Source organism: Tibeticola sediminis (assembly GCF_003843835.1).
GTDB classification, from domain to species: Bacteria; Pseudomonadota; Gammaproteobacteria; order Burkholderiales; family Burkholderiaceae_C; genus Tibeticola; species Tibeticola sediminis.
The window spans coordinates 186,278-208,542 of sequence record NZ_RKQL01000004.1 but is presented as its reverse complement, the minus strand read 5'-3'; the positions used below and the strand labels follow the sequence as shown (position 1 = coordinate 208,542).

Genomic DNA, 22,265 nt, shown 5'->3' with positions numbered 1-22,265 from the left:
GCTTCCGGCTTTTGATCCGGAGTTCCGCATGAAACACACCTACACCGTCACCGGCATGACCTGCAGCCATTGCGAAAAAGCGGTCGAGCGCGCGCTCAAACGCGTCGACCCGCAGGCGCAGGTTCAAATCGACCGTGCCCAAAACCGGGTCGAGGTCGAGTCCAGCGCGCCGCGCGAGGCTCTGGCCGCGGCGATCACCGAAGAGGGCTACACCGTTGCCGATTGAGCCCGGCCCCGGTCCCACCCTCGAGCGGGCGCTGGCGCTCTACCCCGTCCTCGCCGCGGTCGACCCGGCGCTGCACGAGCTGCCGGCGACGGTGTTTCTGCGCGTGCCCGAAGGCACCGTGCTGTTCCGCGAGCAAGCCCCGTGTCTTGGCTTTCCGATCGTGCTCGAGGGTGAAGTCAAAGTCTCGCGCCATGCCGCCGACGGACGCTCGCTCGAGCTCTACCGCGTCTCCCCCGGGGAAATCTGCCTGGTGTCGAGCGCCTGCCTGTTTCGCGGCACCCCGCTCGCCGCGCGCGGTGTCGCCACCCGTCCGACCGAGCTGATCCTCGCCGACCCCCGAACCTTCGAGCGCTGGCTGCAGTCCCCCGGCTTTCGCGCGCTCGTACTCGGCCTCTATGCCGAGCGCATGGCCGAACTCACCGAATTGATCGACGCCGTCGCCTTCCAGCGGCTGGACCAAAGGCTCGCCGCCGCGCTGCTCGGGCACGGGCCCGACATCGCCACCACCCATCAGGCACTCGCCGAGGACCTGGGCACGGCGCGCGAAATCGTCTCGCGCCTGCTGCGCCGCTTCGAACGTGACGGCTGGATCGCCTGCGGCCGCGAGCACATCCGCATCCTCGACGCCGCCGCCTTGCGCCGCGCCAGCGGGCCACGGTGAGCTCGCCCGCCCCTCGATTGACTCCGTGACCAAAGTCACAGACCATGCGCACGGCAGCCGGAACAATCCGGCCTTGCTCCCACTCGTTCAACTTGGAAAGGAACGCATCATGAAAACCAACGAAGGCACCATCGACCGCGCGCTGCGCGTCATCGTCGGCCTGGTCCTGCTGGGCCTCACCTACACCGGCACCATCGGCGTCTGGGGCTGGATTGGCGTGGTTCCGCTCGCCACCGGCCTGCTGGGCTGGTGTCCGCTCTACACCCTGCTGGGCATCAACACCTGCCCGATGAAGAAGAGCTGAAGGCCTCAATGCGGTGGGTCGGTCGCGCGGCCGGCCCGCTGATCTTTACAAAACATCATCGGCGCACCAACGCGCCGATACATCGCGCCGCCACACTCGCTTCCTGTCTGCTCCGGTCGTCCCGGCGCAGCATTCCAAGTTCACAGGAAAGGAAGCCTCTCATGCGCACTTCGCAACTTCGTCCCTTCGTCGTAACGGCCGTCCTCTCGGCCGCGGCGCTCGCAGCCAGCGCCCAAATGAGTCCGCCTGCGCAAGGCGGCCCCGGCCCGATGGCTGGCCCCCAAGGCCCGCACGCGCCCATGATGCGCATGCACGGCACCCATGGAGGCCCAGACGCCACCGCGAGGCAAGCCCAGCGTGCCGAGCGCCAAGCCCGTCATCTCGCCGAGCTCAAGACGCGCTTGCAACTGAGCCCTGCGCAAGAGCCCGCTTGGAACACTTTCGCCGAGGCCATGAAGCCCGAGCCGCCGCTGGTCGCCGACCGCGCCGCGCTGCGTGCCGAAATGGAAAAGCTCAGCACGCCCGAGCGCATCGAACGCATGCAGCAGCTGCGCGCGCAGGCCCAGGCTCGCATGGACGCGCGCCTTGCTGCGATCAAGACCTTCTACGCGCAGCTCAACCCGGCACAACAAAAAATCTTTGACCTCGAATCCAAGCGCTGGCTCGAGCACGAAGGGCGACACGCCCACCCCGCCGAATTCGGCCCCGGCATGAAGCACTGAGCGCCCATGGCCAGGCGGATTCGGCCCCCGTGAAGGCACAAAGCGCGGGACGGGTTTAAGGCAACGCTGAATAAGTTCCTGCGATGGCGCGCGCCCGGCCGCGGGATGGGATGCGAGGCGCAAACCGCAGCCATAGCCGAAGCTATGGCGAGGATTTGCAACGAAGCAGACCGCCCGCAGCCGGGATGCGCGGCGCGCAAGGGACTTGTTCAGCGTTGCCTTAAACACCCCCGGGTATTTCCGGCTTTGACGAAACGCAAACAATAGGCACGATCAGCGCTTTAAGCTTTGCGTTTCCTCATCATGCCGACACCCAACGCCTGCCCCGCACCCACGTCCCTGCCCACTGTCCGCATGGTGGGGTTGACGCGGCCTCTGCACTGGCTACGGCTCGGCTGGCGCGATCTTTGGCGCGCCGGGACGATCAGCTTCGTTCAAGGGGCAGCTTTGACCGCCGCCGGGGCGCTGCTGCTGCTGATCGCACACGACCGCTTCTGGTTGCTGGCCAGCGCCGCGTCCGGTTTCCTCGTCGTCGCCCCGCTGTTTGCCACCGGCTTTTATGCGCTCAGCCGCGCGCTCGAGCGCGGTGAGCCTGCCGACGGCCGCTTGCTCGTGGCCACCTGGACCGCCTGGCAGCAGCAACGCAGCGGTGGCAGCGGCGGCTATTGGTGCCTGGTGCGCTTTGGTCTGCTCCTGGCGCTGGCCGGCACCGGTTGGGTGCTGACCTCGGCCGCCTTGATCACGCTGTACGCACCGGCGCCCGTGCAAACCCCCGTCGACTTCCTGCGCTCGGTGGTGCTGGCCGAAGACTCGTGGCTGTTCGAGCTCTGGCTGTTGCTCGGCGGGTTGCTCGCGGCGCCGATTTATGCATCCAGTGTGGTCTCGATGCCGCTGCTGCTCGACCGCGCCGTCTCGGTCCAGCAAGCGGTACTCACGAGCTGGGCCGTCATCGTTACCAATCCACTGCCCATGGCCTTGTGGGCCGGGCTGCTCATGGTCATCACCGCGCTCGGTATGCTCAGCGGCATCGGTCTCATCGTCGCCCTGCCGCTGCTCGGCCATGCAAGCTGGCACGCGTACCGTGAGCTCGTGGACGCAAGCCACCTACCCGAGCGCCTCCCGCCGTCGCAGCGTGCGGCCTAAAAGGTTTCCTCCATGTTTGGCTATTCGGAAGAACAGATCGCGGCCTTCGGCCTGAGCTTCGGCGTCGGTGCCTTCATTCTGTATATGCTGTTCATCATCGGACAGCTCGCGTGGGAATCCAAGGCGGGCAAGTTTGGAACCTTCGTGATGTTCCTGGGCCTGGCCTTTGGCATGGTGGGCTACCTCGCGAAATACATCATCCGCTGGTACCTCGAGCGCTGAGCCTGGCTTTCGAACGACGGGCTACGTGACCCGTATCCGCTGCAAACCCAGAGGCTACGGTCCGTTCTGTCGTTCCCTCTGTTCAGTTGAGCGCCGTCAAAGCGCCCGCTCCCGTCCGTCGATAGCCTCCGCGGGATGAATTACGACATTCTCGTGGTCGGTGCCGGGCCGGCCGGCTTGGCCTTTGCGACCGCCCTGGCCTCGACCGGTTGGCGCATTGCCCTCATCGATCCCTTGCGCGAGGCCGAGCTTCAAGACCCGCCCGAGGACGGCCGCGAGATCGCTCTCACGCAGCAATCGGTTCGAACCTTGCAGCACCTCGGTCTGTGGGCCCGTATCGCCCCCGAGCACCGCGCCCCCTTGCGCCGTGCCTGCATCTTCGACGGCCCCGATCCGAAACCGCTCGTCGTCGACGCGCGAAGCTGCGGTGCCAATGAACTCGGTTTTCTCGTCTCCAACCACCACATCCGTCGCGCCGCCCTTGCGGCCTGCGCGAGCGCCCGCGGCGGGCAACCGGCCGGCGACTTTTACTTCGAGGACCGGGTGGTCCAGGCCCAGGTCGAGCCCGACGTCGCCCACCTCACCCTCGCCAGCGGGCGACAACTGCAGGGCCGACTGCTGATCGCTGCCGACAGCCGCTTTTCCTCGACCCGGCGCATGCTCGGCATCGCCGCCACCCATCGAGATTTCGGCCGCAGCATGCTGGTCTGCGCGATGACCCACGAACGCGACCACGCCCAATCCGCCTGGGAATGGTTCGACCACGGCCAGACGCTCGCCTTGTTGCCGATGAATCCCGACCCCGAAACCGGTCGGCCGCGCGCTTCGGTCGTCATCACCCTGCCCGCAGCCGACATCGAAGCCCTGTGCCACGACACGCCCGAGGCGTTCAACCAAGCCGTCGCCGCACGATTCGCCCACCGGCTTGGTGCGATGCAGCTCCAGGGCCAGCGGCATGTCTACCCCTTGGTTTCGGTGTGGCCCGAGCGCATCGCCGCCCCGCGCTTTGCCTGCATCGGCGACGCCGCGGTCGGCATGCACCCGGTCACGGCCCACGGCTTCAACTTCGGCTTGTTGGGCGTCAGCACGCTCGCGAGTCGCCTACGCCGCGCCGCGGCTCAACAGGCCGACCCCGGAGCCTTCGAGCCGCTGGCTGCTTACGAACGCCGGCATCGCCGCGACACGCGCAGCCTCTATCTCACCACGCAAGCCATCGTCGGTCTCTACACCGACGAACGTCCGGCCGCTCGGACGCTGCGCCGCCTGGCCTTGCGCGCCGCCGCGGCCTTCCCGCCCTTCCAACATCGGATCGCCCGCGCGCTGACGGCGTGAGGCAACGCTGAGCCGGGTCCGTCCGCGCCGCGCCGGCCGGGTGCGGTCGGTCTGCGTCCTTGCACATCCACGCCACGGCTTCGACTCATCGGCCCGAGCCTTGGGCAATGGTTTCCTGGAATAAGTCTGTGGATAACTTCCCGCATAAATCCGGCTTATCCACACGACCCACCCCTGTAGCGAAGTTGTCCCTATACGCGAGACAGCTGCAATCGACCTCGGTTCACAGGGCTGTCCCGGCCTTAAGTCCTTGTCCGCTCAGGAAAAACTCGACTTTCCCCAAAAAACCGGCTTGACCTACTACTACGACTAATTTGAAATAGCCATATCTAGGATAAACATCCAAACCCCTTCCTAGCCCCACCCCTTCCCCCCGCGGGGCGCCGATTGCGGTCCGGATTCACTCGTATCGAAAGCACCTCTTGCTCAGCGGCTTCATTACCCACCCCGATTGCCTGCGCCACGAAATGGGGCCCTCGCACCCCGAAGCGCCGGTACGTCTGCATGCGATCTACGACCACTTACTTGCCAAAGGCCTGCTCGACTACATGCACGCGTTCGACGCGCCGCTGGCCACCGAAGAACAGCTCGCGAGGGCGCACACGGCTCTGTACGTTCGGGAAATCCTGAGCGCCGCCCCCTTGGACGGCTATCGCCCCGTAGACCCCGACACACTGATGAATCCACACACGGTGCGCGCCGCGCTTCGAGCCGCTGGCTCCTGTGTGCTTGCCACCGACCTTGTTTTGGCTGGGGAAATCACCAACGCTTTTTGCTGCGTGCGGCCGCCCGGACATCACGCCGAGCGCGAACGCGCCATGGGTTTTTGCTTTTTCAACAATGCCGCGGTCGGCATCCGTCATGCGCTCGATGTGCATGGGCTCGAGCGCGTCGCCCTGATCGACTTCGACGTGCATCACGGCAACGGCAGCGAGGACATCTTTCGCGATGACGAACGCGTCTTGATGTGCTCGGTATTCGAGCGCGGTCTTTATCCGTTTTGCGGCGAAGACGAACGCCGACCGAACATGGTCAATGTGGCGCTGCCCACGCGCACAGCGTCCGAGGCACTGCGCGCGGCGGTGCTGGAGCATTGGCTGCCGGCCTTGGATCGTTTCGAGCCGCAGCTCATCTTCGTCTCGGCGGGCTTTGACGCGCATCGCGACGACGACATGGGCAATCTGGGCTGGGTTGACCGGGATTACGAGTGGCTCACCCAGCAGCTCCTGGTGGTGGCGCGACGCCATTGCGGCGGCAAGCTCATTTCGACGCTCGAAGGTGGCTATGAGCCCAACGCGCTGGCGCGCAGCGTCGCAGCCCATGTGCGGGTGCTCGTTGGTGCCGATTGAGCCGCCTTTCGGCCGGGGTTCGGCCATGAGCCATGCCGTAAGATGCGCGCAGAAAATTTCGCGCCGTCTCCATGTCTCATTCCGTGTCGGCCCAGTCTCCCCTCAGCTTTGAAATCAAAAGCGCCAACCTGCCGTTGGTGATGCTGCGCCTGAAATCGGGCGATGTCGCCGTGCTCGAGCAAGAGCTGAGGGAGCGCCTGGCCGAAATTCCTGGGTTCTTCGAGGGCGAGCCGCTGCTGCTCGATTTTTCCAGCCTCGATGAGCACACGGTCGTCGCGCTGCCCGCGCTGCTCGATCTGCTGCGCCAGCAAGGGCTGCTACCGGTCGCTTGGCGCGGCGGTGGAGCGGCCCAGGCCGAGGAGGCGCGCTCGGCGGGCTTGGTCCATGCGCCCGATGCCCGAGCCCGTGCCGACGCCGCGCCATCGGCCGCAGCCCCATCCAACCCTGCGCCGCAAGCACGGGGCGAGGTGCTGGCGCCTGTTCCGACCAGCGCGCTCGTGATCGATCGGCCGCTGCGCTCGGGCCAGCAGGTGTATGCGCGGGGTCGCGATCTGGTGGTGTTGGCGATGGTCAACCCCGGCGCGGAGGTCATCGCCGATGGAAACATCCATGTCTACGCGCCGCTGCGGGGCAAGGCGATCGCGGGCGCGCGGGGCGACGCGGACGCGCGGATTTTTTCGCTTTCGTTTGAACCTGAGCTGGTCTCGATCGCCGGTGTCTACCGCACGGCGGAAACGCCTTGGCCGGCGGAGGTGTGGCGTAAGTCCGCTCATGTCAGACTGGAGAGCGGCCCTCAGGGCGACAAACTGATCATGCAGGCTCTGGACATGGCGTCCAGGGCCGCCTAATTTTTGTATCGCAAAGGACTCCGACCCATGGCCAGAATCATCGTCGTCACCTCCGGTAAAGGCGGCGTGGGCAAAACCACGACCAGCGCCAGTTTCGCCAGCGGCCTTGCGCTGCGCGGGCACAAGACGGCCGTCATCGATTTCGACGTCGGCTTGCGCAACCTCGACCTCATCATGGGCTGCGAGCGCCGGGTGGTCTATGACCTCATCAACGTCATCCACGGCGAGGCCAATCTCAACCAGGCCCTGATCAAGGACAAGCAGTGCGACAACCTCTACATCCTCGCGGCCAGCCAGACGCGCGACAAGGATGCGCTGACGCAGGAGGGTGTGGAGAAGGTGCTGACCGATCTGGCCGCGATGGGTTTCGAGTACATCGTGTGCGACTCGCCGGCGGGCATCGAAACCGGCGCGCTCATGGCCATGCACTATGCGGACGAAGCGCTCGTCGTCACCAACCCCGAGGTCTCGAGCGTGCGCGATTCCGACCGCATCCTGGGCATGCTCGGCAGCAAGACCAAACGCGCCATCGAAGGCGGCGAGCCGGTCAAGGAACATCTCTTGATCACGCGCTACAACCCCAACCGCGTGGCCGACGGGCAGATGCTCAGCCTCGAGGACATCCAAGACATACTGCGCATTCCGCTCATCGGCGTGATTCCCGAGAGCGAAACGGTGCTGCAGGCCTCGAACCAGGGCGTGCCCGCCATCCACATGGCCGACAGCGACGTGGCCGAGGCGTACAAGGACGTGGTGGCGCGCTTCCTCGGTGAATCACGACCCATGCGCTTTACCGAAGCCGAGAAGCCAGGCTTCTTCAAGCGGCTGTTCGGGGGGAAGTGAGCCATGTCCTTTCTCTCCTTTTTGCTCGGTGAGAAAAAAAAGACCGCCAGCGTTGCCAAGGAACGGCTGCAGCTCATCATTGCGCGTGAGCGCGTCGGCCGCAGCGCCGCAGAGCCCGACTTTCTGCCCGCGTTGCAGCGCGACCTCGTCGACGTGATTGGCAAGTACATCCGGATCAACCCGGATGACATCAAAGTCAGCCTCGAACGGCAGGACAATCTCGAAGTGCTGGAAGTCAAGATCGAACTGCCCGAAGTGCGTTGACCGGATTTCGGTTCGGGCGCGCAGCTCCCGGCGCACGGGTTGATGCCAAGCGAAGGAGAGCCGCCATGCCCGAAGCCAGAACCGCAGCCGATGTGTTGGTGATCGGCGGTGGCCTTGCCGGTTTGGTCGTCGCCCTGGAATGCCTCGAAGCCGGCCAGAGCGTCATCGTCGTCGACCGCGACACCCCCGAACGCCTCGGTGGCCTGGCCCGCTGGGCCTTCGGCGGCATGGCGCTCGTCGATACGCCGCTGCAGCGGCGCATGCGTATCCCCGACAGCCCTGAACGCGCGCTCGCCGATTGGCTGCGTTTTGGCGAACTGGGTCCGGACGAGGTCTGGCCGCGGCGTTGGGCAGCCTATTACGTCGAGCACTGCCGCGCCGAGGTGTACGACTGGCTGATCGCGCTCGGGCTGAAGTTCATGCCCGCGGTGAACTGGGTCGAGCGCGGGCACTGGGGCGAAGGCAACTCGGTGCCGCGCTACCACATCCTCTGGGGCACGGCCCGGGCGCTGACCTTGCGCCTGATCGAAGCGCTGCGCCGCGCGGGCAGCGGGGGGCGGTTGACGCTGCTCAGCGGCCACCGGGTCCTCGCGCTCGAGACGGCCGCAGGGGCGCTGCGTGGGGCGGTGGCGCGCGACGAAAGCACTGGGCAGGAGTGGCCGCTGCGCGCGGGCGCGGTGGTGCTGGCCACCGGGGGCCTCAACGGCAGCCACGAGCAGGTGCGGGCGAACTGGCCCCAGGATCGGCCCTTGCCCGCGGGTTTTCTCAATGGCGCGCACCCGTTTGCCGACGGATCGATGCATCAGGCGGCCGAAGCGCTGGGTGCGCAGATCACGCACGCGGGCGACATGTGGAACTATGCCGCGGGCATTCCGCATCCGCAGCCGCATTTCCCCGGCCACGGGCTGTCCTTGATTCCGTGCAAATCGGCCTTGTGGCTCGACCATCGGGGGCGGCGGCTCGGGCCCGAGCCTTTGGTGACGGGTTTCGATACGCATGAGCTGTGCCGGCGTGTGGCCGAGCTCGAGCAACCCTGGACCTGGCAGCTGCTCAACTGGCGCATCGCAGCGCGCGAGTTCGCCATTTCCGGCGCGGAGCACAACCCGCGCATCCGCGACCGGCAGTTCCTGCTTTTTTTGAAGGAAACGCTGTTGGGCAACCACCGGCTGGTGCGGCAGATGGTGGCCGAGTGCCCGCAGTTCCTCGTCGACGACACGCTCGCGGGGCTTGCGGCGAAGATGAATGCGCTCACCGGGCGCGACGACGTGCAAGCCGAGGTGCTGCAAGCGACGGTGGACGCGTTCGATGTGAATTTCGCCGCGGGGGCTAAGCTGCACAACGACGACCAGATCCGCCGCATTCTGCATGCGCGCCAGTGGGGCCCGGACCGGCTGCGCACGTGCAAGCCCGCACCGCTGCAGCAACGCGGCGCGGGACCGTACATCGCCATTCAGGTGCAGCTCATCACCCGCAAAAGCCTGGGCGGCCTGCAGACCGATTTGCACAGCCGCGTGCTCGACACTGCGGGCGCGCCCATCCCCGGCCTCTACGCCGTGGGCGAGGCCGCGGGCTTCGGCGGCGGCGGAGCCAGTGGCAAGCGCTCGCTCGAAGGCACCTTTCTCTCGGGCTGCATCCTGACCGCGCGGGCGGCAGCGCGGGACCTTTGTCACTGACCGCGATCCAGCTTGAATTCGGAGACGCCATGAACGGAGCCCAAGCCCTGATGCGCACGCTGGTCGAGGCGGGCGTGGAGGTCTGCTTCACCAATCCCGGCACGAGCGAGATGCACTTCGTCGCGGCGCTCGACCGCGAGCCGCGCCTGCGTGCCGTGCTCACGCTGTTCGAGGGCGTGGCCACCGGGGCGGCCGATGGCTATGCCCGCATGGCCGACAAGCCCGCCGCCACCCTGCTGCACCTGGGCTGCGGTCTGGGCAACGGCCTGGCCAATCTGCACAACGCCCGCAAGGCGCGGGTCCCGGTGGTCAACATCGTGGGCGACCACGCCACGCACCATGCGCGCTACGACGCGCCGCTGCAGTCCGACATCGAAACCGTGGCGCGCAACGTCTCCACCTGGATCCGCCGCAGTCTCAGCCCCGCGCAGATCGGCCAGGATGCGGCCGAGGCGGTCGCCACGAGCTTTGGGCCCCCGGGCCAGGTGGCGACGCTGATCCTGCCGGCCGATGTGTCCTGGAGCGAGGGCGGCGTGCCCGCAGCGCCCCGACCGCGGCGGGCCACAGCCGCGGTCGATGCCGCGCGGGTCGAGGCGATCGCACAGGCGCTGCGCAATGGCGGCGGCCGCGCGGCGCTGCTGCTCGGCGGTCGTGCGCTGCGCGCAGAGACCTTGCGGGCCGCGTCGCAAATTGCGGCGCACACCGGGGCGCGGCTGTTTTCCGAGGTTTTTCCCACGCGGCTCGAGCGTGGCGCGGGCCTGCCGCCGATCGAACGGCTCGCCTATCTGGCCGAACTTGCTTCGGTGCAGCTCTCGGGACTGGAGCATTTGATCCTGGTCGACGCCAAGTCGCCGGTGTCCTTCTTTGCCTATCCGGGCAAGGCCAGCGACCTCGTGCCCGCGGGCTGTCAGGTGCACACGTTGGCCGGGTTCGACGAGGACGTGGTGGCCAGCCTTTCGGCGCTCGTCGCCGCGCTTGGCGCCGAGCGTACGCCGCCTCGGGTGCAGCCCGCGCAGCGCGCGCCGCGGCCGCGCGGCAAGTTCACGGCCGACAAAGTCTGCAAGGCCGTCGGCCACCTGTTGCCCGAAGGTGCCATCGTCGTCGACGAGGCGCAGACCTCGGGCCTGCTGCTGCCGCTCTACACCGCGGGCGCACCGCGCCACGACTTGCTCACACTCACCGGCGGCGCGATCGGGCAGGGCTTGCCCAACGCGGTCGGCGCTGCGCTTGCGTGCCCGGGGCGCAAGGTGATTGCGCTCTCGGGCGACGGCTCGGCGATGTACACGCCGCAAGCCTTGTGGACGATGGCGCGCGAGCGGCTCGATGTGGTGAGCATCGTGTTCAACAACCGCGCTTACGCCATCTTGAACGTGGAGCTGCAGCGCGTGGGTGCGCTCGGCGCGGCCGAGAAGGCGCGCGCGCAGTTCGACCTGCGCCAGCCGCCGATCGATTTCGTGCAGCTCGCGCACGGCATGGGTGTGCCCGCCCAACGCGCCACGAGCACCGAGGGCTTCGTGCGCGCACTCGAGCAGGCGCTGGCCACGCCGGGGCCGCACCTGATCGAGGCGGTCGTGCCGCCCACCCTCACGGGCCTGAAGCTGCGCGTGCTGCCGCATCTGCTCGAGTCCCTGGCCAGCCTGCCACGCCCGCTGGCCCGCGGCCTGAAGCGGGCGATCGCGCCCTGAGTTTTAGGGCAACGTTGAACAAGTCCCTCGCGCGCCGCGCATCCCGGCGGCGGGCGGTCTGCGCCGCCTTAGATAAAAATGGCGCTTCGCCAGCATGAATCGGTCGTTCGTTGCTATCAAAAAAGGATTTTGATAGGCAGGAGCTGTTGCCGGCGTCTATGATCGCTCCATGCTGATCGATACCTTGTTTGCCGCGCGTGACCTGGCCCGGCTCAAAGAAATCGCCTCGGTACTGGTGCGGCACGGTTTCGGTGAGCTCGTCCGGCGCTTGGGCTTGGCGGATCGGCTCGAGCGCGCGGGCCATGCGCTGCACTGGGACCATGCGGCCGACCTCGCGCGCCTGCCGGCGCCGGTGCAGGTGCGGCTCGCGCTGGAGGAACTGGGCCCGACCTTCGTCAAGCTGGGCCAGATCCTCGCGGGGCGGGCCGACCTGTTTGGCCCCGAGTGGATTGCTGAGTTTGAAAAGCTCCACAGCCAGGTTCCGGCGCTGCCGATCGAAGCGCTGCGGCCGCAACTGCGCGAGGACCTGGGCGCCGAGCCCGAGGCGGTGTTTGCGCGCTTCGATGCCCAGCCGCTCGCGGCGGCATCGATTGCGCAGGTGCACGGCGCGCGTCTGCAGGACGGCACCGAAGTGGTGGTCAAAATCCGTCGCCCCGGCATTGAATCCGTCATCGAGGCAGACCTGCGGCTCATGGCGCGGCTTGCGGCGCTGGCCGAAGCGGAATGGCCCGCCCTCAAGCCCTACCGGCCGCAGCAACTGGTGCGGGAATTTGCGCGTTCACTGCGCCGCGAACTCGACCTCGCCAACGAGTGCCGCAACGCCGAGCGGATCGCGGCCAATCTCGCGGCGCTGCCGTACATCGTGATTCCGCGGGTGTATTGGGACTGGACCGGTGCGCGCATCAACGTCCAGCAACGCATCGAGGGCGTGCCCGGCGAACGCATCGACGCGCTCACCCCCGAAGCCGGCTTCGACCGCGAGCGGCTCGCGCGGCGCGGCGCCCACGCGGTGCTCAAGATGATCGTGCAAGACGGCATCTACCACGCCGACCCGCACCCCGGCAATGTCTTCTACTTGAGGGGCAACCGCATCGCCTTCATCGACTTCGGCATGGTCGGCCGCTTGTCGGAGCGTCGGCGCGAGGAACTGCTGAGCCTGCTGCTCGGTCTGGTCGAGCGCGAGCCGCGCGCGGTGGCCGACGTGCTGCTCGAATGGGCGAGCGATGGCCATGGCGCCGATCTCGCGCAGCTCGAGCGCGAAATCGAGGCCTTCGTCGACCAGTACCACGGCGTGCCGCTGGCGCAGCTTCGGCTCGGCCAGATGCTCGCCGACGCGACCGCCATCCTGCGCGAGCACCAGTTGGGGCTGCCCTCGGACCTGGCGCTGCTCGTCAAGGCCTTCATCACGCTCGAAGGCCTCGGGCGCAGCCTCGACCCGAACTTTCACATGGCGGCCGAAGCCACCCCGCTGCTGCGCCAGGTGCTGCGTGCGCGCTACGAGCCGCGGGCGCTTGCTCGGCGCGCCTGGGGCACGCTGCGCCGTGCGCTCGGCGTCGTCGAGCACCTGCCCGACGATGTCGCCCAGATCCTGCGGCAGGCGCGGCGCGGGCAGCTGAACATTGCGCTCGACATCGTGCACCTCAAGCGTGTGGGCGATCAGATCGACCGTGCGGCCAACCGGCTCGCCATGGCGCTCGTCATCGCCGCACTGGTGATTGGCTCGTCCATCGTCATGACCGTGCAGGGCGGCCCGACCCTGCTGGGATTGCCGCTCTTCGGTCTGCTCGGATTCCTCGGCGCGGTGGCGGGTGGCCTGTGGCTGATCCGCGCCATCCGACGCAGCGGCCGCTCGGACGAGGACTGAACCTAAGGCAACGCTGAACAGGGCCCTCGCGCGTCGCGCATCCCGGCGTCCCGGCGTCCCGGCACGAATGTTGCATTTCTGCTACACTGGTCGATTCCCCAGAGCGCTGGGCGGTTTCGGTTGGCATCCGGAGTGGTTTTGGCGTGGGCAACCCAGCATGGGGCGACCCGCCTCCATGCGACTATGAAGGACCACACCATGGCCAAAGAAGAACTGATCGAGATGATGGGCGTTGCCAGTGAGGTGCTGCCCGACTCGCGCTTTCGCGTCACGCTCGACAACGGGCACGAACTGATCGCCTATACCGGCGGCAAGATGCGCAAGAACCACATCCGCATCCTCGCGGGCGATCGCGTCTCGCTCGAACTCTCGCCCTACGACCTCACCAAGGGCCGCATCACCTTCCGCCACATCGAAGGCCGCGGCCCCTCGGCGCCGCGCCGGCCGCGCTAAGGCCACGCTGAATCCGTTCCCGCGATGGCGCGAGCCCACCCGCTGCGGGTGGGGGATTCACGCCGAAGCCGTGTGCGGGTTGCGTTGGCGGCGCAGTTCCACCGCGGCGGCGAGGCCTTCGAGCACCGGCACCGTCTGCTCGAAACTGATGCACGCATCGGTCACCGAGACGCCCCGGCGCAGCGGCTGGCCGGGCACGATGTCCTGGCGGCCTTCCTCGAGGTGGCTTTCGATCATCACACCCATGATGCGTGCTTCGCCCGCCGCCACCTGCGCGGCGACGTCGGCGGCGACGTCGATCTGGCGCGCATGCTGCTTGCTGCTGTTGGCGTGTGAGACGTCCACCATGACCTGCTCGCGCAGACCCGCGGCCTGGAGCACCCCACAGGCGGCGGCGACGCTCGCAGCGTCGTAATTCGGCGTTTTGCCGCCGCGCAGGATGACGTGGCAGTCCGGGTTGCCGCGGGTTTCGAAAATCGCTGCCTGGCCCATCTTCGTCATGCCCATGAACGCGTGGCTGGCCTGCGCGGCGACGAGGGCGTCCACCGCGACCTTCACGCCACCGTCGGTGCCGTTCTTGAAGCCCACCGGGCAGGACAGGCCGCTGGCGAGCTGGCGGTGGCTCTGGCTCTCGGTGGTGCGCGCGCCGATGGCGCCCCAGCTCACCAGGTCGCTGATGAACTGCGGTGAGAGCAGGTCCAAAAACTCCGTGCCCACCGGCAGGCCGAGCGCCAGGATGTCGAGCAGCAGCGCACGCGCGCGCTCCAGTCCCTCGTTGATGGCGAAACTGCCGTCGAGATGCGGGTCGTTGATGTAGCCCTTCCAGCCCACCGTGGTGCGCGGCTTTTCGAAATACACGCGCATCACGATGATCAACTCCTGCGCGAGTGCATCGGCCTCGGCCTTGAGCCTTTGGGCGTATTCCAGCGCCTGGTCGTGGTCGTGAATCGAGCACGGCCCGACCACCACCACCAGCCGGTCATCGGCCCCATGCAACACGCGCGAAATCGCCGCGCGGCTGTGCTCCACCAAGCGAACGGCCGCGCCGGGCGCGGGCAGCCATTCCTGCAGCAGCGCAGGCGTGATGAGCGGACGCACGGAGCGGATGCGCACGTCGTCGGTGCGCGTGTGGTCTTGCGTGTTGAGGGGGCTGGCGACGGGGTGGACGTGAGGGCTCATCCGGGGATTATGGCAACGCCGAATACGTCCCCGGCGCTTGGGCCGAGCGTCGGCGGGTGCGCGTACCGGCGCGGGCGGTCGGGGCGGCATCGGGCAGCAAGGCGCGCAGGATGGCTTCGATTTCCTCGAGGCTCAGCACCCGCGGCACGGGGTAGTTGAAATCGGCCTCATGCGCGGCGGCGCGCGCGAGCGCGGGGATGTCTTCGGCGCGCAGCGCGGCGAGCGTGCGTGGAATGCCCAAGCGCTCGTTCATCGCTTCCACGGCTTTGATGAAAGCCAGGGCGCGGTCTTCGAGCTTGGTTTTGCGCCCGGCCCGTCCGACCCGCTCGGCGAGCACGGCGAGCTTCGGTGCGGCTTGCGGCAGCAGCGCGCGCAGCACATGCGGCAGCACGATGGCGTTGGCCAAGCCGTGGGGCGTGTGGTAGAGGCCGCCAAGCTGGTGCGCGATCGCATGCACGTAGCCGACGTTGGCGCGCGTGAACGCCATGCCGGCGTAGGTCGCGGCCAGCGCCATTTTCTCGCGCGCTTCGAGGTCGTCGCCCCGGTCATAGGCGCGCGGCAAGTACTCGAAGACCATGCTGGTGGCGGAGAGCGCGAGGCGGTCGGTGGTCGGCGTGCCCCACAGTCCGATGAAGGCCTCGACCGCGTGGGTCAAGGCGTCCATGCCGGTTGCTGCGGTGATTTCCGGCGGCAGCCCGATCATCAATTTCGGGTCGAGCGCCGCCATCCGCGGCACGATGCGGGTGTCGGCGACCACGTACTTGCGGTGCTGTTCGGGGTCGGAGATCACGGCTGCGACCGTCACCTCCGAGCCGGTGCCGGCCGTGGTCGGCACGGCATAGAGTGGCGCGGGACCGCGCCGGCCGCGGAAGTAACCCACCAGGTCGCGCGGATGGCGCCCGTTGGCCGCAGCGAGGCCGATGACCTTGGCCGCATCCATGACCGAGCCGCCGCCGAAGGCGACGATGGCGTCGCAGTGCTCGGCCTCGAAGCGCGCAATGCCCTCCTCGATGACGGGGATGGGCGCATCGGGCAAGACCTGGTCGAAAACCGCCACCTTCGAGCCGCGTGCTTCGAGCGCCTCGATCATCGGCCGCGCGAGGCCGAGTTTCGTCACCACCGCATCGGTGACGAACAGGATCTTGCGGTGGCCGAAGTCGCCGATGGCTTCGGCCAGGCGCAGGCTCGAGTCCGGCCCCACGAGCAACGAAGGTTGAGGGATCGGCAGCAGCCGGGTCACGAAGCCCGCGGCCCGCTTGGCGGTCATGAGGCCCAGGGTGCGGGCAGTCTGGACGATGGATACGGTCGACGAAGACATGGGTAACTCCTCGAAACGGATGCGGAAAAACCGTGGGAAACTGGTGGCATCATGCGCGGGGAACCGGGGGCTGTGTAGGCGCAGCACTCCACAGGACAAGAGCAAACAAGAGCAAAAGCCCACAAGGAGACCGACGATGAGCATAAAAACCGTGATCGGGATCAGCCTGGGGTCCTCGGCCCAGGATTTTTCCTTTGAAACCCGCTTTCTCGGCGTTCCGCTCCAGGTGCGGCGTCTGGGCACCGACGGCTCGCTCACGCGGGCAGGCAAGTTGTTGCGGCAGTGGGACAAGAAGGCTGCGGCGATCGGGCTTGGGGTCGTGCGCGATGCCGCGCCCAAGCGCACCACCGCAACCATCGAGCGCGACCGTGCGGCGATGCGCGCGCAGGTGCGGCACGCGCCGGTGACGACCGGCGAACCTCTCGGCACGCTGTTCATGGAGTGGGCCGTGCGCCACACGCAGCAGACGCTGGGCAACTACTTCAACAACGCGCGCGTGCTCGTGCTCTCCGGGCAGGAGCATCTGAAGGTGGCGGCGACGCTGGCCGAATACACACCGAATCTGCAGTTTGCCGACGCGTTGCTGCAGCTGGGTGTGCCCAAGATGCTGACCTCGCTCGATGGGCTACAGCGCTATCTCGCCGGCGCGCATTACGTGACCGACTGGACGCCGCCCGACCTTCTGGCCTCCGGCCCTCTCAAAGACTGGACGCGCTTTGTCTTGCGCCGCGCTCTGGCCAAGGCCCATGTGGTCGTCGCGCCGGTGCATCGTCTCGACGAATTCGGCCTCGAGGAACTCGGCGGCAAGACGATCGTGACGGCCGGCGTGAGTGAGGCGCGGCTCGAAGCCCTGCGCGACAAAGGCGTGCATCTCGTCGTCGACGCGGCGCCCGAGGTGGCGGGCCATGCGGTCGGTCCCGCGCTGCTCGAGGCGATGATGCTCGCCGCCACCGGGCGCGAGCCCGAATCGCTCGGCCCCGACGAGGTGCTCGAAGCGATCGAGCGCGAGCAACTCGCGCCGCGCCTGCTCTACCCCAATGGATTCAAGCGCGTCAACCGCTTTGCCTTCGTGATCCACCCGCTGTCGCAGGAGTACTTCAAAAAGGTCAAGCCGATCGAGGTGCTCTCGCGCGTGGCGCCGCCGGTGGCCATGGACACGCTCGAGAAGATCATGGCGTATGCGCCGCCGTTCGTGTATTCGCGCGTCACGGGCATCCGCTCACCCACGGGTGTCGAGGCCGAAGGCTGGCTGATTTCGGTGGGCGGCACACCGAAGGAGATCATGTCCCACCCGCCCGAGTTCACCTACCGCCGTCTGCTCGACGCGGCTGAACTCGCGCGGCGCCTGGGCGCGCAGATCATGGGCCTGGGGGCCTTTACCAAGGTGGTCGGCGATGCGGGCGTGACCGTCGCGCGTCGCGCGCCCTTGCCCATCACCACCGGCAATTCCTACAGCGCCTCGGGCGCACTGTGGGCCGCGCACGACGCGTTGCTGCGGCTGAACCTGCTGCCCAAGCCCCGCGGCAAGGGCCGGGTGGATTTCAAGGCCATGGTCGTCGGCGCCACCGGCTCCATCGGTTCGGTCTGCGCGCGCCTGCTGGCCAAGGTGGCGCGGGAGGTGGTGCTGGTCGCGCCCGAGCCGGCCAAGCTGCTGGCCCTCAAGGAATCCATCCTCAGCGAAACGCCCGACGCGAAGCTGCGCGTGTCGGCGCAGGCCGAGCGCCTGGCCGGCGACATGGACATGATCGTCACCGCCACCTCGGGCGCGGGCAAGAAGGTGCTCGACATCATGAAGGTCAAGCCCGGCTGCGTCATCACCGACGTGGCGCGGCCGCTGGACCTGCCGCCCGAGGAGGTCGCCAAGCGGCCCGACGTGCTGGTGATCGAGTCTGGCGAGATCGAGCTGCCCGGCGACGTGCAGATGAAGAACATCGGCTTGCCGAAAAACGTCGCCTACGCCTGCGTGGCCGAAACCGTGGTGCTGTGCCTCGAAGGCCGCTTCGAGCCCTTCACCGTCGGCCGCAACATCGAGTGGGAAAAGGTGCGCGAGATCTACAAACTCGGTCTCAAGCACGGCATGAAGCTCGCGGCCATCTCCGGTGTCAACGGCCCGTTCAGCGACGAAGACATCGAGCGCGTACGCGAGCTCGCCCTCATGCGCCGTGCCGAGCAGGCCGCAGCGCGCGCGCGCCGTTCTGCGCGTCCGACTGCGCGCAAGGCTGCGCCGCGCACCAGCACCGCGCCGGCCCCGGCCGAGCGCCCTGCCGCAGTCCGCTCGGCCGTCAAAAAAACTCCGAAAACGAGAACCTGAACACCCATGGCTAGCCCCAGCGATACCGTCAGCATGGCGGTTTTTTGTGATTTCGAGAACGTCGCCCTCGGTGTGCGCGATGCCAAGTACGACCAATTCGACATCAAGCGCGTGCTCGAACGGCTGCTGCTCAAAGGCAGCATCGTCGTCAAGAAAGCCTATTGCGACTGGGACCGCTACAAGACCTTCAAAGCCACCATGCACGAGGCGAATTTCGAGCTGATCGAAATTCCGCATGTGCGCCAGTCGGGCAAGAACTCGGCCGACATCCGGCTCGTCGTCGATGCGCTCGACCTCTGCTACACCAAAGGCCATGTCGACACCTTCGTCATCATCAGCGGCGACTCGGATTTTTCGCCGCTGGTCTCCAAGCTGCGCGAGAACGCCAAACGCGTCATCGGCGTGGGCGTCAAGCAATCGACCTCCGACCTGCTGATTGCCAACTGCGACGAATTCATCTTCTACGACGACCTGGTGCGCGAAGACCAACGCCGCGCCGCCCGCCGTGCACCGCCCGCGACCGAGGCGAGCGGTGCCGCACCGCGAAGCCCCAAGGAAGATCTCGAACGGCGGCGGCAGCAGGCGCTGGAACTGGTCGCCGAGACCTTCGACGCGCTCATGGCCGAACGCGGCGACAGCGGCAAGATCTGGGCTTCGGTGCTGAAGGAAGCGATCAAGCGCCGCCGGCCCGACTTCAGCGAAAGCTATTACGGTTTTCGGACCTTCGGCAACCTGCTCGAAGAAGCGCAGGCACGCGGCCTACTCGAATTCGGCCGCGATGAAAAATCCGGCGCCTACGTGTACCGCAGCGGCGCCGCCAAGCCCGCGGTGGCGGCGGCCGCGACCGTGCCGGCCGAGCCTGCGGCTGTGCCCGCACCCGCGCCTGCACCGAGCCCGCCCGCGCCGGCCGAGGCCAAGCGCGGCACCGCGCGCCGGCGGCGCAGCCCGACCGAGAGCGCGGCCGAGTCCGGCCAGCCCGCTGCCGCGTCTGCGGTCGCTGCGCCCCGCCGTCGTCGCAGCCCCCGGCCCACCGCCGCCACGCCCACGGTCGCGCCCGTGCCCCAGGGCGAAGCCGACTGAAAGCCAGCCCCCATGAGCACACCTCCGCCGGCATCCGCGACGCCCGTGGCTTCCGGCACGGCGATTCCGTCGTGTTCGGCGGCCGAATTGGCCGCGCACATGGCGCAGCAGGAGTTGCCCTCGTTCGGACTCGTCTTGCAGGAGCTGTTGCGCGTCACCAGCAGCCGCACGGCTTCGGGTCACCAGGTCGCTGAAACCATCCTGCATGACCCCGGCCTCACCGCGCGCGTGGTGCGTGCAGCCAATGCGGCTTACCTCGGCTTGTCCAAGGTGTCGACCGTCAGCCGGGCGGTCGCGGTGCTCGGCATCAACGGCGTCCGGACGCTGGCCGTGTCGGCCTTGGTGTTCGAAACGCTCGGCGACGGCCCCGCGCGCCATCGCCCACGGCTGCAGCGCGCGCTGGCCCGCGCCCTGCACATCGCCGTTCAGGCGCGCGACATCGAGTACCGCATGAGCCATGACCGCGAGCGCGCCGAGCAGCGCGCCACCGAGGCCATGCTCGCCGCCGTTGGCGAACTCGCCTTTTGGTCGTTCGGCGGCCTGTGTGCCGAGCGCCTCGAGCAGGCGCTGGCGCGCGGCCTGCCCGCCGAAAGAGCCGAGGTCGAAGTCCTGGGCACCAGCCTGCGCCGTTTGGGCGACTTTTTGCTCGACGAATGGGGCTTGAGCCACTTCACGACGCCCAGCCATCCGGTCGAACTCGCCCAGCAGATCGAGGCTGCGGTGCAGGCTGGTTGGGACAGCGCCGCGGCCCGGCGTGCGGTGGCCGCGGTGGCAGCGGAATTCGATGCCAACGAGGAGGACACGCGCCGCTGCCTCGAACACAACGCCGAAGAGGGCCGCGCGCTGGCCGTCGCGATGGGTACGCCCGAGGTCGCCCAACTCATCCCCATCGCGCCGCCCGAGCCTGCCCGGCCTGAGCCCCCTGAGGCCGAGGTCGCTGCGCCGTCCGAGCCCACGGTCATCGTCTGGCGGGACGTCACACGCGTGCTCACCGAGATGACCACGCTCGCCAGCCAGCGCCAAGACCTGCCGCTGGTGTTCGATGCCTGCCTCGAAGGCTTGCACCGGGCCGCCGGCTTCGACCGCGCCGTGCTGTGTCTCTACACCCCGCAACGCGACCGGCTGCAGGCGCGCATGGCCGTGGGCCGGTCGCTCGGTGACTGGCGCACGCAATGGCAGATGGCGGCCGGCCCCGCGGTCACGGCCCTGCTGCAGCCCGGTGCCATCCATCACTTCGACGATGCGCGCCCGCCGCCCGTGGCCGTGCGAAGTTGCAGCCAGTCGGCCGACGGCCTGCTTGCCGCCTTGACCGTCGACGGCAAGGTCATCGGTTTCATCTACGCCGACAACCAGCCGTCGCGGCGCCGCCTCGACGAAGAAATGGCCGAAGCCTTCCGGTCCTTCGCGCTGCAGGCCGACGTGGTGATCCGCGCGCTGCCCAAGAGCGCGTCGGGCTGATGGGTTGTGAGAATTCAACCTAAATCCGGCAGTTGACCGCTACTCGCGAAAAGCAAGGTGTTGATGTTTCAACCATTTTCGGTGCGCAGGCCCTTCACCGCTTGGGTGAGCGCTGCACACCCGTTCGAGCCGCCCTCGGGCCCGGGGGCGGCGTTGCAAATCCTCGCCATGGCGCCCGCCATGGCCGTGGTTTGCGCCTTGCCCGCGCGTCCGATGACGGCCCGCTCGGGCGCGCCCAACTGCCGGATTTAGGTTCAAAAACAATAGCGCTCGAGGTCCATTTCATGCCGGCAAACCCGCAAAAAGAGGCTGAATTGGCGGCGCCGATAGGCGTTCCCGCCTCGGCCGAGGCGCCCCCATCGCCCGCAGCCTCCGCCTGCCCCTTTTGCGCCGTCGCCCCCGAGCGCATCGTGCGGGCGCGCCCGCACGCGCTGCTGCTGTGGGACGCGCACCCGCTGCATCCCGGCCACGCCCTCGCCGTGCCGCGGCGGCACATCGCATCCTGGTTCGACGCCACCGAGGCCGAACGCGCCGATCTGATCGCGCTCATCGACGAAGCCCGCGCCCTCGTGCTCGCGCAACACGGCGCGGACGGCTTCAACCTCGGCATCAACGACGGCGCCGCCGCCGGTCAGACCGTGCCGCACCTGCATATGCACCTCATCCCGCGCCACCACGGCGACGTGCCCGACCCCCGCGGCGGCCTGCGCTGGGTGCTGCCCGAGCGCGCGGTGTATTGGCGCGGGCCGTGAACCGCGAGCCCTATGGCCAGAACAAAGCCTTTCGATCCCGACCGACCATGCCCGAAACCACCTTCCGCATCCCTGCCCTGCAAACCCAGGCCGACGCCGATGCCGTGATGTTCGAACTGCAAGACCTGCCCTGCGTCGCGCAAGCCGAAGTCGACCTCGTCACCCAAACCGCCTGGGTCCAGCACACCGCGATGATCGCCCCCGAAGACATCCTCGCTGCGCTGGCGGAGGCGGGGTATGAGGCATGGGTGGCGTAAGGGGGCCTCGATGACTCATACAAGCTTGCCGAGGGACGGCGCGGAGCTTGCGTTTCTGCGCTGGTTGTTCAGCGTTGCCCTGACCCTAAATCCGGCAGTTGATCGCTTTGAGCTGAATGCAAGGTGTTGATGTTTCGACCGTTTTTGGTGCAAAAGCCGTTCACCGCTTGGCTGAGCGCTGCGCACCCGTTCGAGCCGCCCTCGGGCGCGGGGGCGGCGTTGCAAATCCTCGCCATGGCAGTCGCCATGGCTGTGGTTTGCGCCTTGCCCGCGCGCCCGATGACGACCCGCCCAGGCGCGCCCAACTGCCGGATTTAGGCT

The 22,265-nt window shown here is 67.7% G+C and carries 23 protein-coding genes and 1 pseudogene; 22 read left to right on the top strand and 2 right to left on the bottom strand.

Annotated elements, in window-relative coordinates; translation table 11 throughout:
• The first annotated feature begins 28 nt into the window (after window positions 1-28).
• From EDC62_RS09615 to infA, 15 genes are all read left to right on the top strand, one after another.
• Window positions 29-226: a heavy-metal-associated domain-containing protein gene (locus tag EDC62_RS09615; protein WP_124223067.1), complete on the top strand. Its 198-nt coding sequence runs from the start codon at window positions 29-31 to the stop codon at window positions 224-226.
• Window positions 216-887, top strand: a complete 672-nt coding sequence (locus EDC62_RS09610) for a Crp/Fnr family transcriptional regulator (RefSeq protein ID WP_245968829.1) — start codon at window positions 216-218, stop codon at window positions 885-887. Before EDC62_RS09615 ends, EDC62_RS09610 begins: the two co-directional genes overlap by 11 nt.
• Before the next feature lie 109 nt (window positions 888-996).
• Window positions 997-1,191 carry a YgaP family membrane protein gene (locus EDC62_RS09605; protein WP_124223065.1) on the top strand — a complete coding sequence of 65 codons (195 nt, stop codon included), beginning with the start codon at window positions 997-999 and terminating at the stop codon, window positions 1,189-1,191.
• Window positions 1,192-1,352: 161 nt separating this feature from the next.
• Window positions 1,353-1,913: a Spy/CpxP family protein refolding chaperone gene (locus tag EDC62_RS09600; RefSeq protein WP_170159049.1), complete on the top strand. Its 561-nt coding sequence runs from the start codon at window positions 1,353-1,355 to the stop codon at window positions 1,911-1,913.
• A 303-nt stretch (window positions 1,914-2,216) separates the two neighbouring features.
• Complete coding sequence (locus EDC62_RS09595; protein WP_124223061.1) at window positions 2,217-3,056, top strand: DUF2189 domain-containing protein; 840 nt, start codon at window positions 2,217-2,219, stop codon at window positions 3,054-3,056.
• A 12-nt stretch (window positions 3,057-3,068) separates the two neighbouring features.
• Window positions 3,069-3,278, top strand: coding sequence for a DUF2788 domain-containing protein (locus EDC62_RS09590; RefSeq protein ID WP_124223060.1), 210 nt, complete (start codon window positions 3,069-3,071; stop codon window positions 3,276-3,278).
• A 135-nt stretch (window positions 3,279-3,413) separates the two neighbouring features.
• Entirely contained in the window at window positions 3,414-4,610 is a 1,197-nt protein-coding gene (gene ubiM / locus EDC62_RS09585; protein ID WP_124223058.1) for a 5-demethoxyubiquinol-8 5-hydroxylase UbiM, read from the top strand.
• A 422-nt stretch (window positions 4,611-5,032) separates the two neighbouring features.
• Window positions 5,033-5,959: a histone deacetylase family protein gene (locus tag EDC62_RS09580; protein ID WP_124223056.1), complete on the top strand. Its 927-nt coding sequence runs from the start codon at window positions 5,033-5,035 to the stop codon at window positions 5,957-5,959.
• A gap of 71 nt (window positions 5,960-6,030) precedes the next feature.
• Complete coding sequence (gene minC, locus EDC62_RS09575) at window positions 6,031-6,807, top strand: septum site-determining protein MinC (protein WP_124223054.1); 777 nt, start codon at window positions 6,031-6,033, stop codon at window positions 6,805-6,807.
• Window positions 6,808-6,834: 27 nt separating this feature from the next.
• Entirely contained in the window at window positions 6,835-7,650 is an 816-nt protein-coding gene (minD, locus tag EDC62_RS09570) for a septum site-determining protein MinD (RefSeq protein ID WP_124223052.1), read from the top strand.
• Between the two features lie 3 nt (window positions 7,651-7,653).
• On the top strand, window positions 7,654-7,914 hold the full coding sequence (minE, locus tag EDC62_RS09565) for a cell division topological specificity factor MinE (protein ID WP_124223050.1): 261 nt from the start codon (window positions 7,654-7,656) through the stop codon (window positions 7,912-7,914).
• Between the two features lie 65 nt (window positions 7,915-7,979).
• Window positions 7,980-9,587, top strand: a complete 1,608-nt coding sequence (locus EDC62_RS09560) for an FAD-dependent oxidoreductase (RefSeq protein WP_124223048.1) — start codon at window positions 7,980-7,982, stop codon at window positions 9,585-9,587.
• A 29-nt stretch (window positions 9,588-9,616) separates the two neighbouring features.
• Entirely contained in the window at window positions 9,617-11,272 is a 1,656-nt protein-coding gene (locus EDC62_RS09555; protein WP_124223046.1) for an acetolactate synthase large subunit, read from the top strand.
• A 169-nt stretch (window positions 11,273-11,441) separates the two neighbouring features.
• Window positions 11,442-13,136 (top strand): ABC1 kinase family protein, encoded by a 1,695-nt coding sequence (locus EDC62_RS09550; protein ID WP_124223044.1) that lies wholly within the window; start codon window positions 11,442-11,444, stop codon window positions 13,134-13,136.
• Window positions 13,137-13,334: 198 nt separating this feature from the next.
• Window positions 13,335-13,589 carry a translation initiation factor IF-1 gene (gene infA / locus EDC62_RS09545; protein ID WP_124223042.1) on the top strand — a complete coding sequence of 85 codons (255 nt, stop codon included), beginning with the start codon at window positions 13,335-13,337 and terminating at the stop codon, window positions 13,587-13,589.
• Window positions 13,590-13,646: 57 nt separating this feature from the next.
• Here the strand turns inward: infA and EDC62_RS09540 are convergent, their stop codons facing one another.
• Complete coding sequence (locus tag EDC62_RS09540; protein ID WP_124223040.1) at window positions 13,647-14,768, bottom strand: 3-deoxy-7-phosphoheptulonate synthase; 1,122 nt, start codon at window positions 14,766-14,768, stop codon at window positions 13,647-13,649.
• A 7-nt stretch (window positions 14,769-14,775) separates the two neighbouring features.
• Window positions 14,776-16,086: an iron-containing alcohol dehydrogenase gene (locus EDC62_RS09535; RefSeq protein ID WP_124223038.1), complete on the bottom strand. Its 1,311-nt coding sequence runs from the start codon at window positions 16,084-16,086 to the stop codon at window positions 14,776-14,778.
• A gap of 136 nt (window positions 16,087-16,222) precedes the next feature.
• On the opposite strand from EDC62_RS09535, the gene EDC62_RS09530 reads away from it, so the two are divergent.
• The 7 genes and pseudogenes from EDC62_RS09530 to EDC62_RS09500 all read left to right on the top strand — a co-directional run bounded on the left by EDC62_RS09530 (window position 16,223) and on the right by EDC62_RS09500 (window position 22,262).
• Window positions 16,223-18,397, top strand: coding sequence for a dehydrogenase (locus tag EDC62_RS09530; protein WP_211330977.1), 2,175 nt, complete (start codon window positions 16,223-16,225; stop codon window positions 18,395-18,397).
• A 6-nt stretch (window positions 18,398-18,403) separates the two neighbouring features.
• Window positions 18,404-19,217, top strand: a pseudogene (locus EDC62_RS09525) (NYN domain-containing protein); the annotation flags it as partial.
• 272 nt (window positions 19,218-19,489) lie between these two features.
• Window positions 19,490-20,935, top strand: a complete 1,446-nt coding sequence (locus EDC62_RS09520) for an HDOD domain-containing protein (protein WP_124223034.1) — start codon at window positions 19,490-19,492, stop codon at window positions 20,933-20,935.
• 63 nt (window positions 20,936-20,998) lie between these two features.
• Window positions 20,999-21,187, top strand: a complete 189-nt coding sequence (locus tag EDC62_RS09515) for a hypothetical protein (protein WP_124223031.1) — start codon at window positions 20,999-21,001, stop codon at window positions 21,185-21,187.
• A 62-nt stretch (window positions 21,188-21,249) separates the two neighbouring features.
• Window positions 21,250-21,687, top strand: coding sequence for an HIT family protein (locus tag EDC62_RS09510; protein ID WP_245968828.1), 438 nt, complete (start codon window positions 21,250-21,252; stop codon window positions 21,685-21,687).
• A gap of 47 nt (window positions 21,688-21,734) precedes the next feature.
• On the top strand, window positions 21,735-21,944 hold the full coding sequence (locus EDC62_RS09505; RefSeq protein ID WP_124223027.1) for a heavy-metal-associated domain-containing protein: 210 nt from the start codon (window positions 21,735-21,737) through the stop codon (window positions 21,942-21,944).
• Window positions 21,945-22,073: 129 nt separating this feature from the next.
• The gene (locus EDC62_RS09500) at window positions 22,074-22,262 is read left to right on the top strand and encodes a hypothetical protein (protein WP_124223025.1); all 189 of its coding nucleotides are present in this window, start codon (window positions 22,074-22,076) and stop codon (window positions 22,260-22,262) included.
• Window positions 22,263-22,265: the final 3 nt, after the last annotated feature.

Coding starts and splice junctions, on each gene's coding strand:
- EDC62_RS09615 (WP_124223067.1), top strand. CDS start 29: ATGAAACACACCTACACCGTCACCGGCATGACCTGCAGCCATTGCGAA.
- EDC62_RS09605 (WP_124223065.1), top strand. CDS start 997: ATGAAAACCAACGAAGGCACCATCGACCGCGCGCTGCGCGTCATCGTC.
- EDC62_RS09600 (WP_170159049.1), top strand. CDS start 1,353: ATGCGCACTTCGCAACTTCGTCCCTTCGTCGTAACGGCCGTCCTCTCG.
- EDC62_RS09595 (WP_124223061.1), top strand. CDS start 2,217: ATGCCGACACCCAACGCCTGCCCCGCACCCACGTCCCTGCCCACTGTC.
- EDC62_RS09590 (WP_124223060.1), top strand. CDS start 3,069: ATGTTTGGCTATTCGGAAGAACAGATCGCGGCCTTCGGCCTGAGCTTC.
- ubiM (WP_124223058.1), top strand. CDS start 3,414: ATGAATTACGACATTCTCGTGGTCGGTGCCGGGCCGGCCGGCTTGGCC.
- minC (WP_124223054.1), top strand. CDS start 6,031: ATGTCTCATTCCGTGTCGGCCCAGTCTCCCCTCAGCTTTGAAATCAAA.
- minD (WP_124223052.1), top strand. CDS start 6,835: ATGGCCAGAATCATCGTCGTCACCTCCGGTAAAGGCGGCGTGGGCAAA.
- minE (WP_124223050.1), top strand. CDS start 7,654: ATGTCCTTTCTCTCCTTTTTGCTCGGTGAGAAAAAAAAGACCGCCAGC.
- EDC62_RS09560 (WP_124223048.1), top strand. CDS start 7,980: ATGCCCGAAGCCAGAACCGCAGCCGATGTGTTGGTGATCGGCGGTGGC.
- EDC62_RS09555 (WP_124223046.1), top strand. CDS start 9,617: ATGAACGGAGCCCAAGCCCTGATGCGCACGCTGGTCGAGGCGGGCGTG.
- EDC62_RS09550 (WP_124223044.1), top strand. CDS start 11,442: ATGCTGATCGATACCTTGTTTGCCGCGCGTGACCTGGCCCGGCTCAAA.
- infA (WP_124223042.1), top strand. CDS start 13,335: ATGGCCAAAGAAGAACTGATCGAGATGATGGGCGTTGCCAGTGAGGTG.
- EDC62_RS09540 (WP_124223040.1), bottom strand. CDS start 14,768: ATGAGCCCTCACGTCCACCCCGTCGCCAGCCCCCTCAACACGCAAGAC.
- EDC62_RS09535 (WP_124223038.1), bottom strand. CDS start 16,086: ATGTCTTCGTCGACCGTATCCATCGTCCAGACTGCCCGCACCCTGGGC.
- EDC62_RS09530 (WP_211330977.1), top strand. CDS start 16,223: ATGAGCATAAAAACCGTGATCGGGATCAGCCTGGGGTCCTCGGCCCAG.
- EDC62_RS09520 (WP_124223034.1), top strand. CDS start 19,490: ATGAGCACACCTCCGCCGGCATCCGCGACGCCCGTGGCTTCCGGCACG.
- EDC62_RS09515 (WP_124223031.1), top strand. CDS start 20,999: ATGTTTCAACCATTTTCGGTGCGCAGGCCCTTCACCGCTTGGGTGAGC.
- EDC62_RS09505 (WP_124223027.1), top strand. CDS start 21,735: ATGCCCGAAACCACCTTCCGCATCCCTGCCCTGCAAACCCAGGCCGAC.
- EDC62_RS09500 (WP_124223025.1), top strand. CDS start 22,074: ATGTTTCGACCGTTTTTGGTGCAAAAGCCGTTCACCGCTTGGCTGAGC.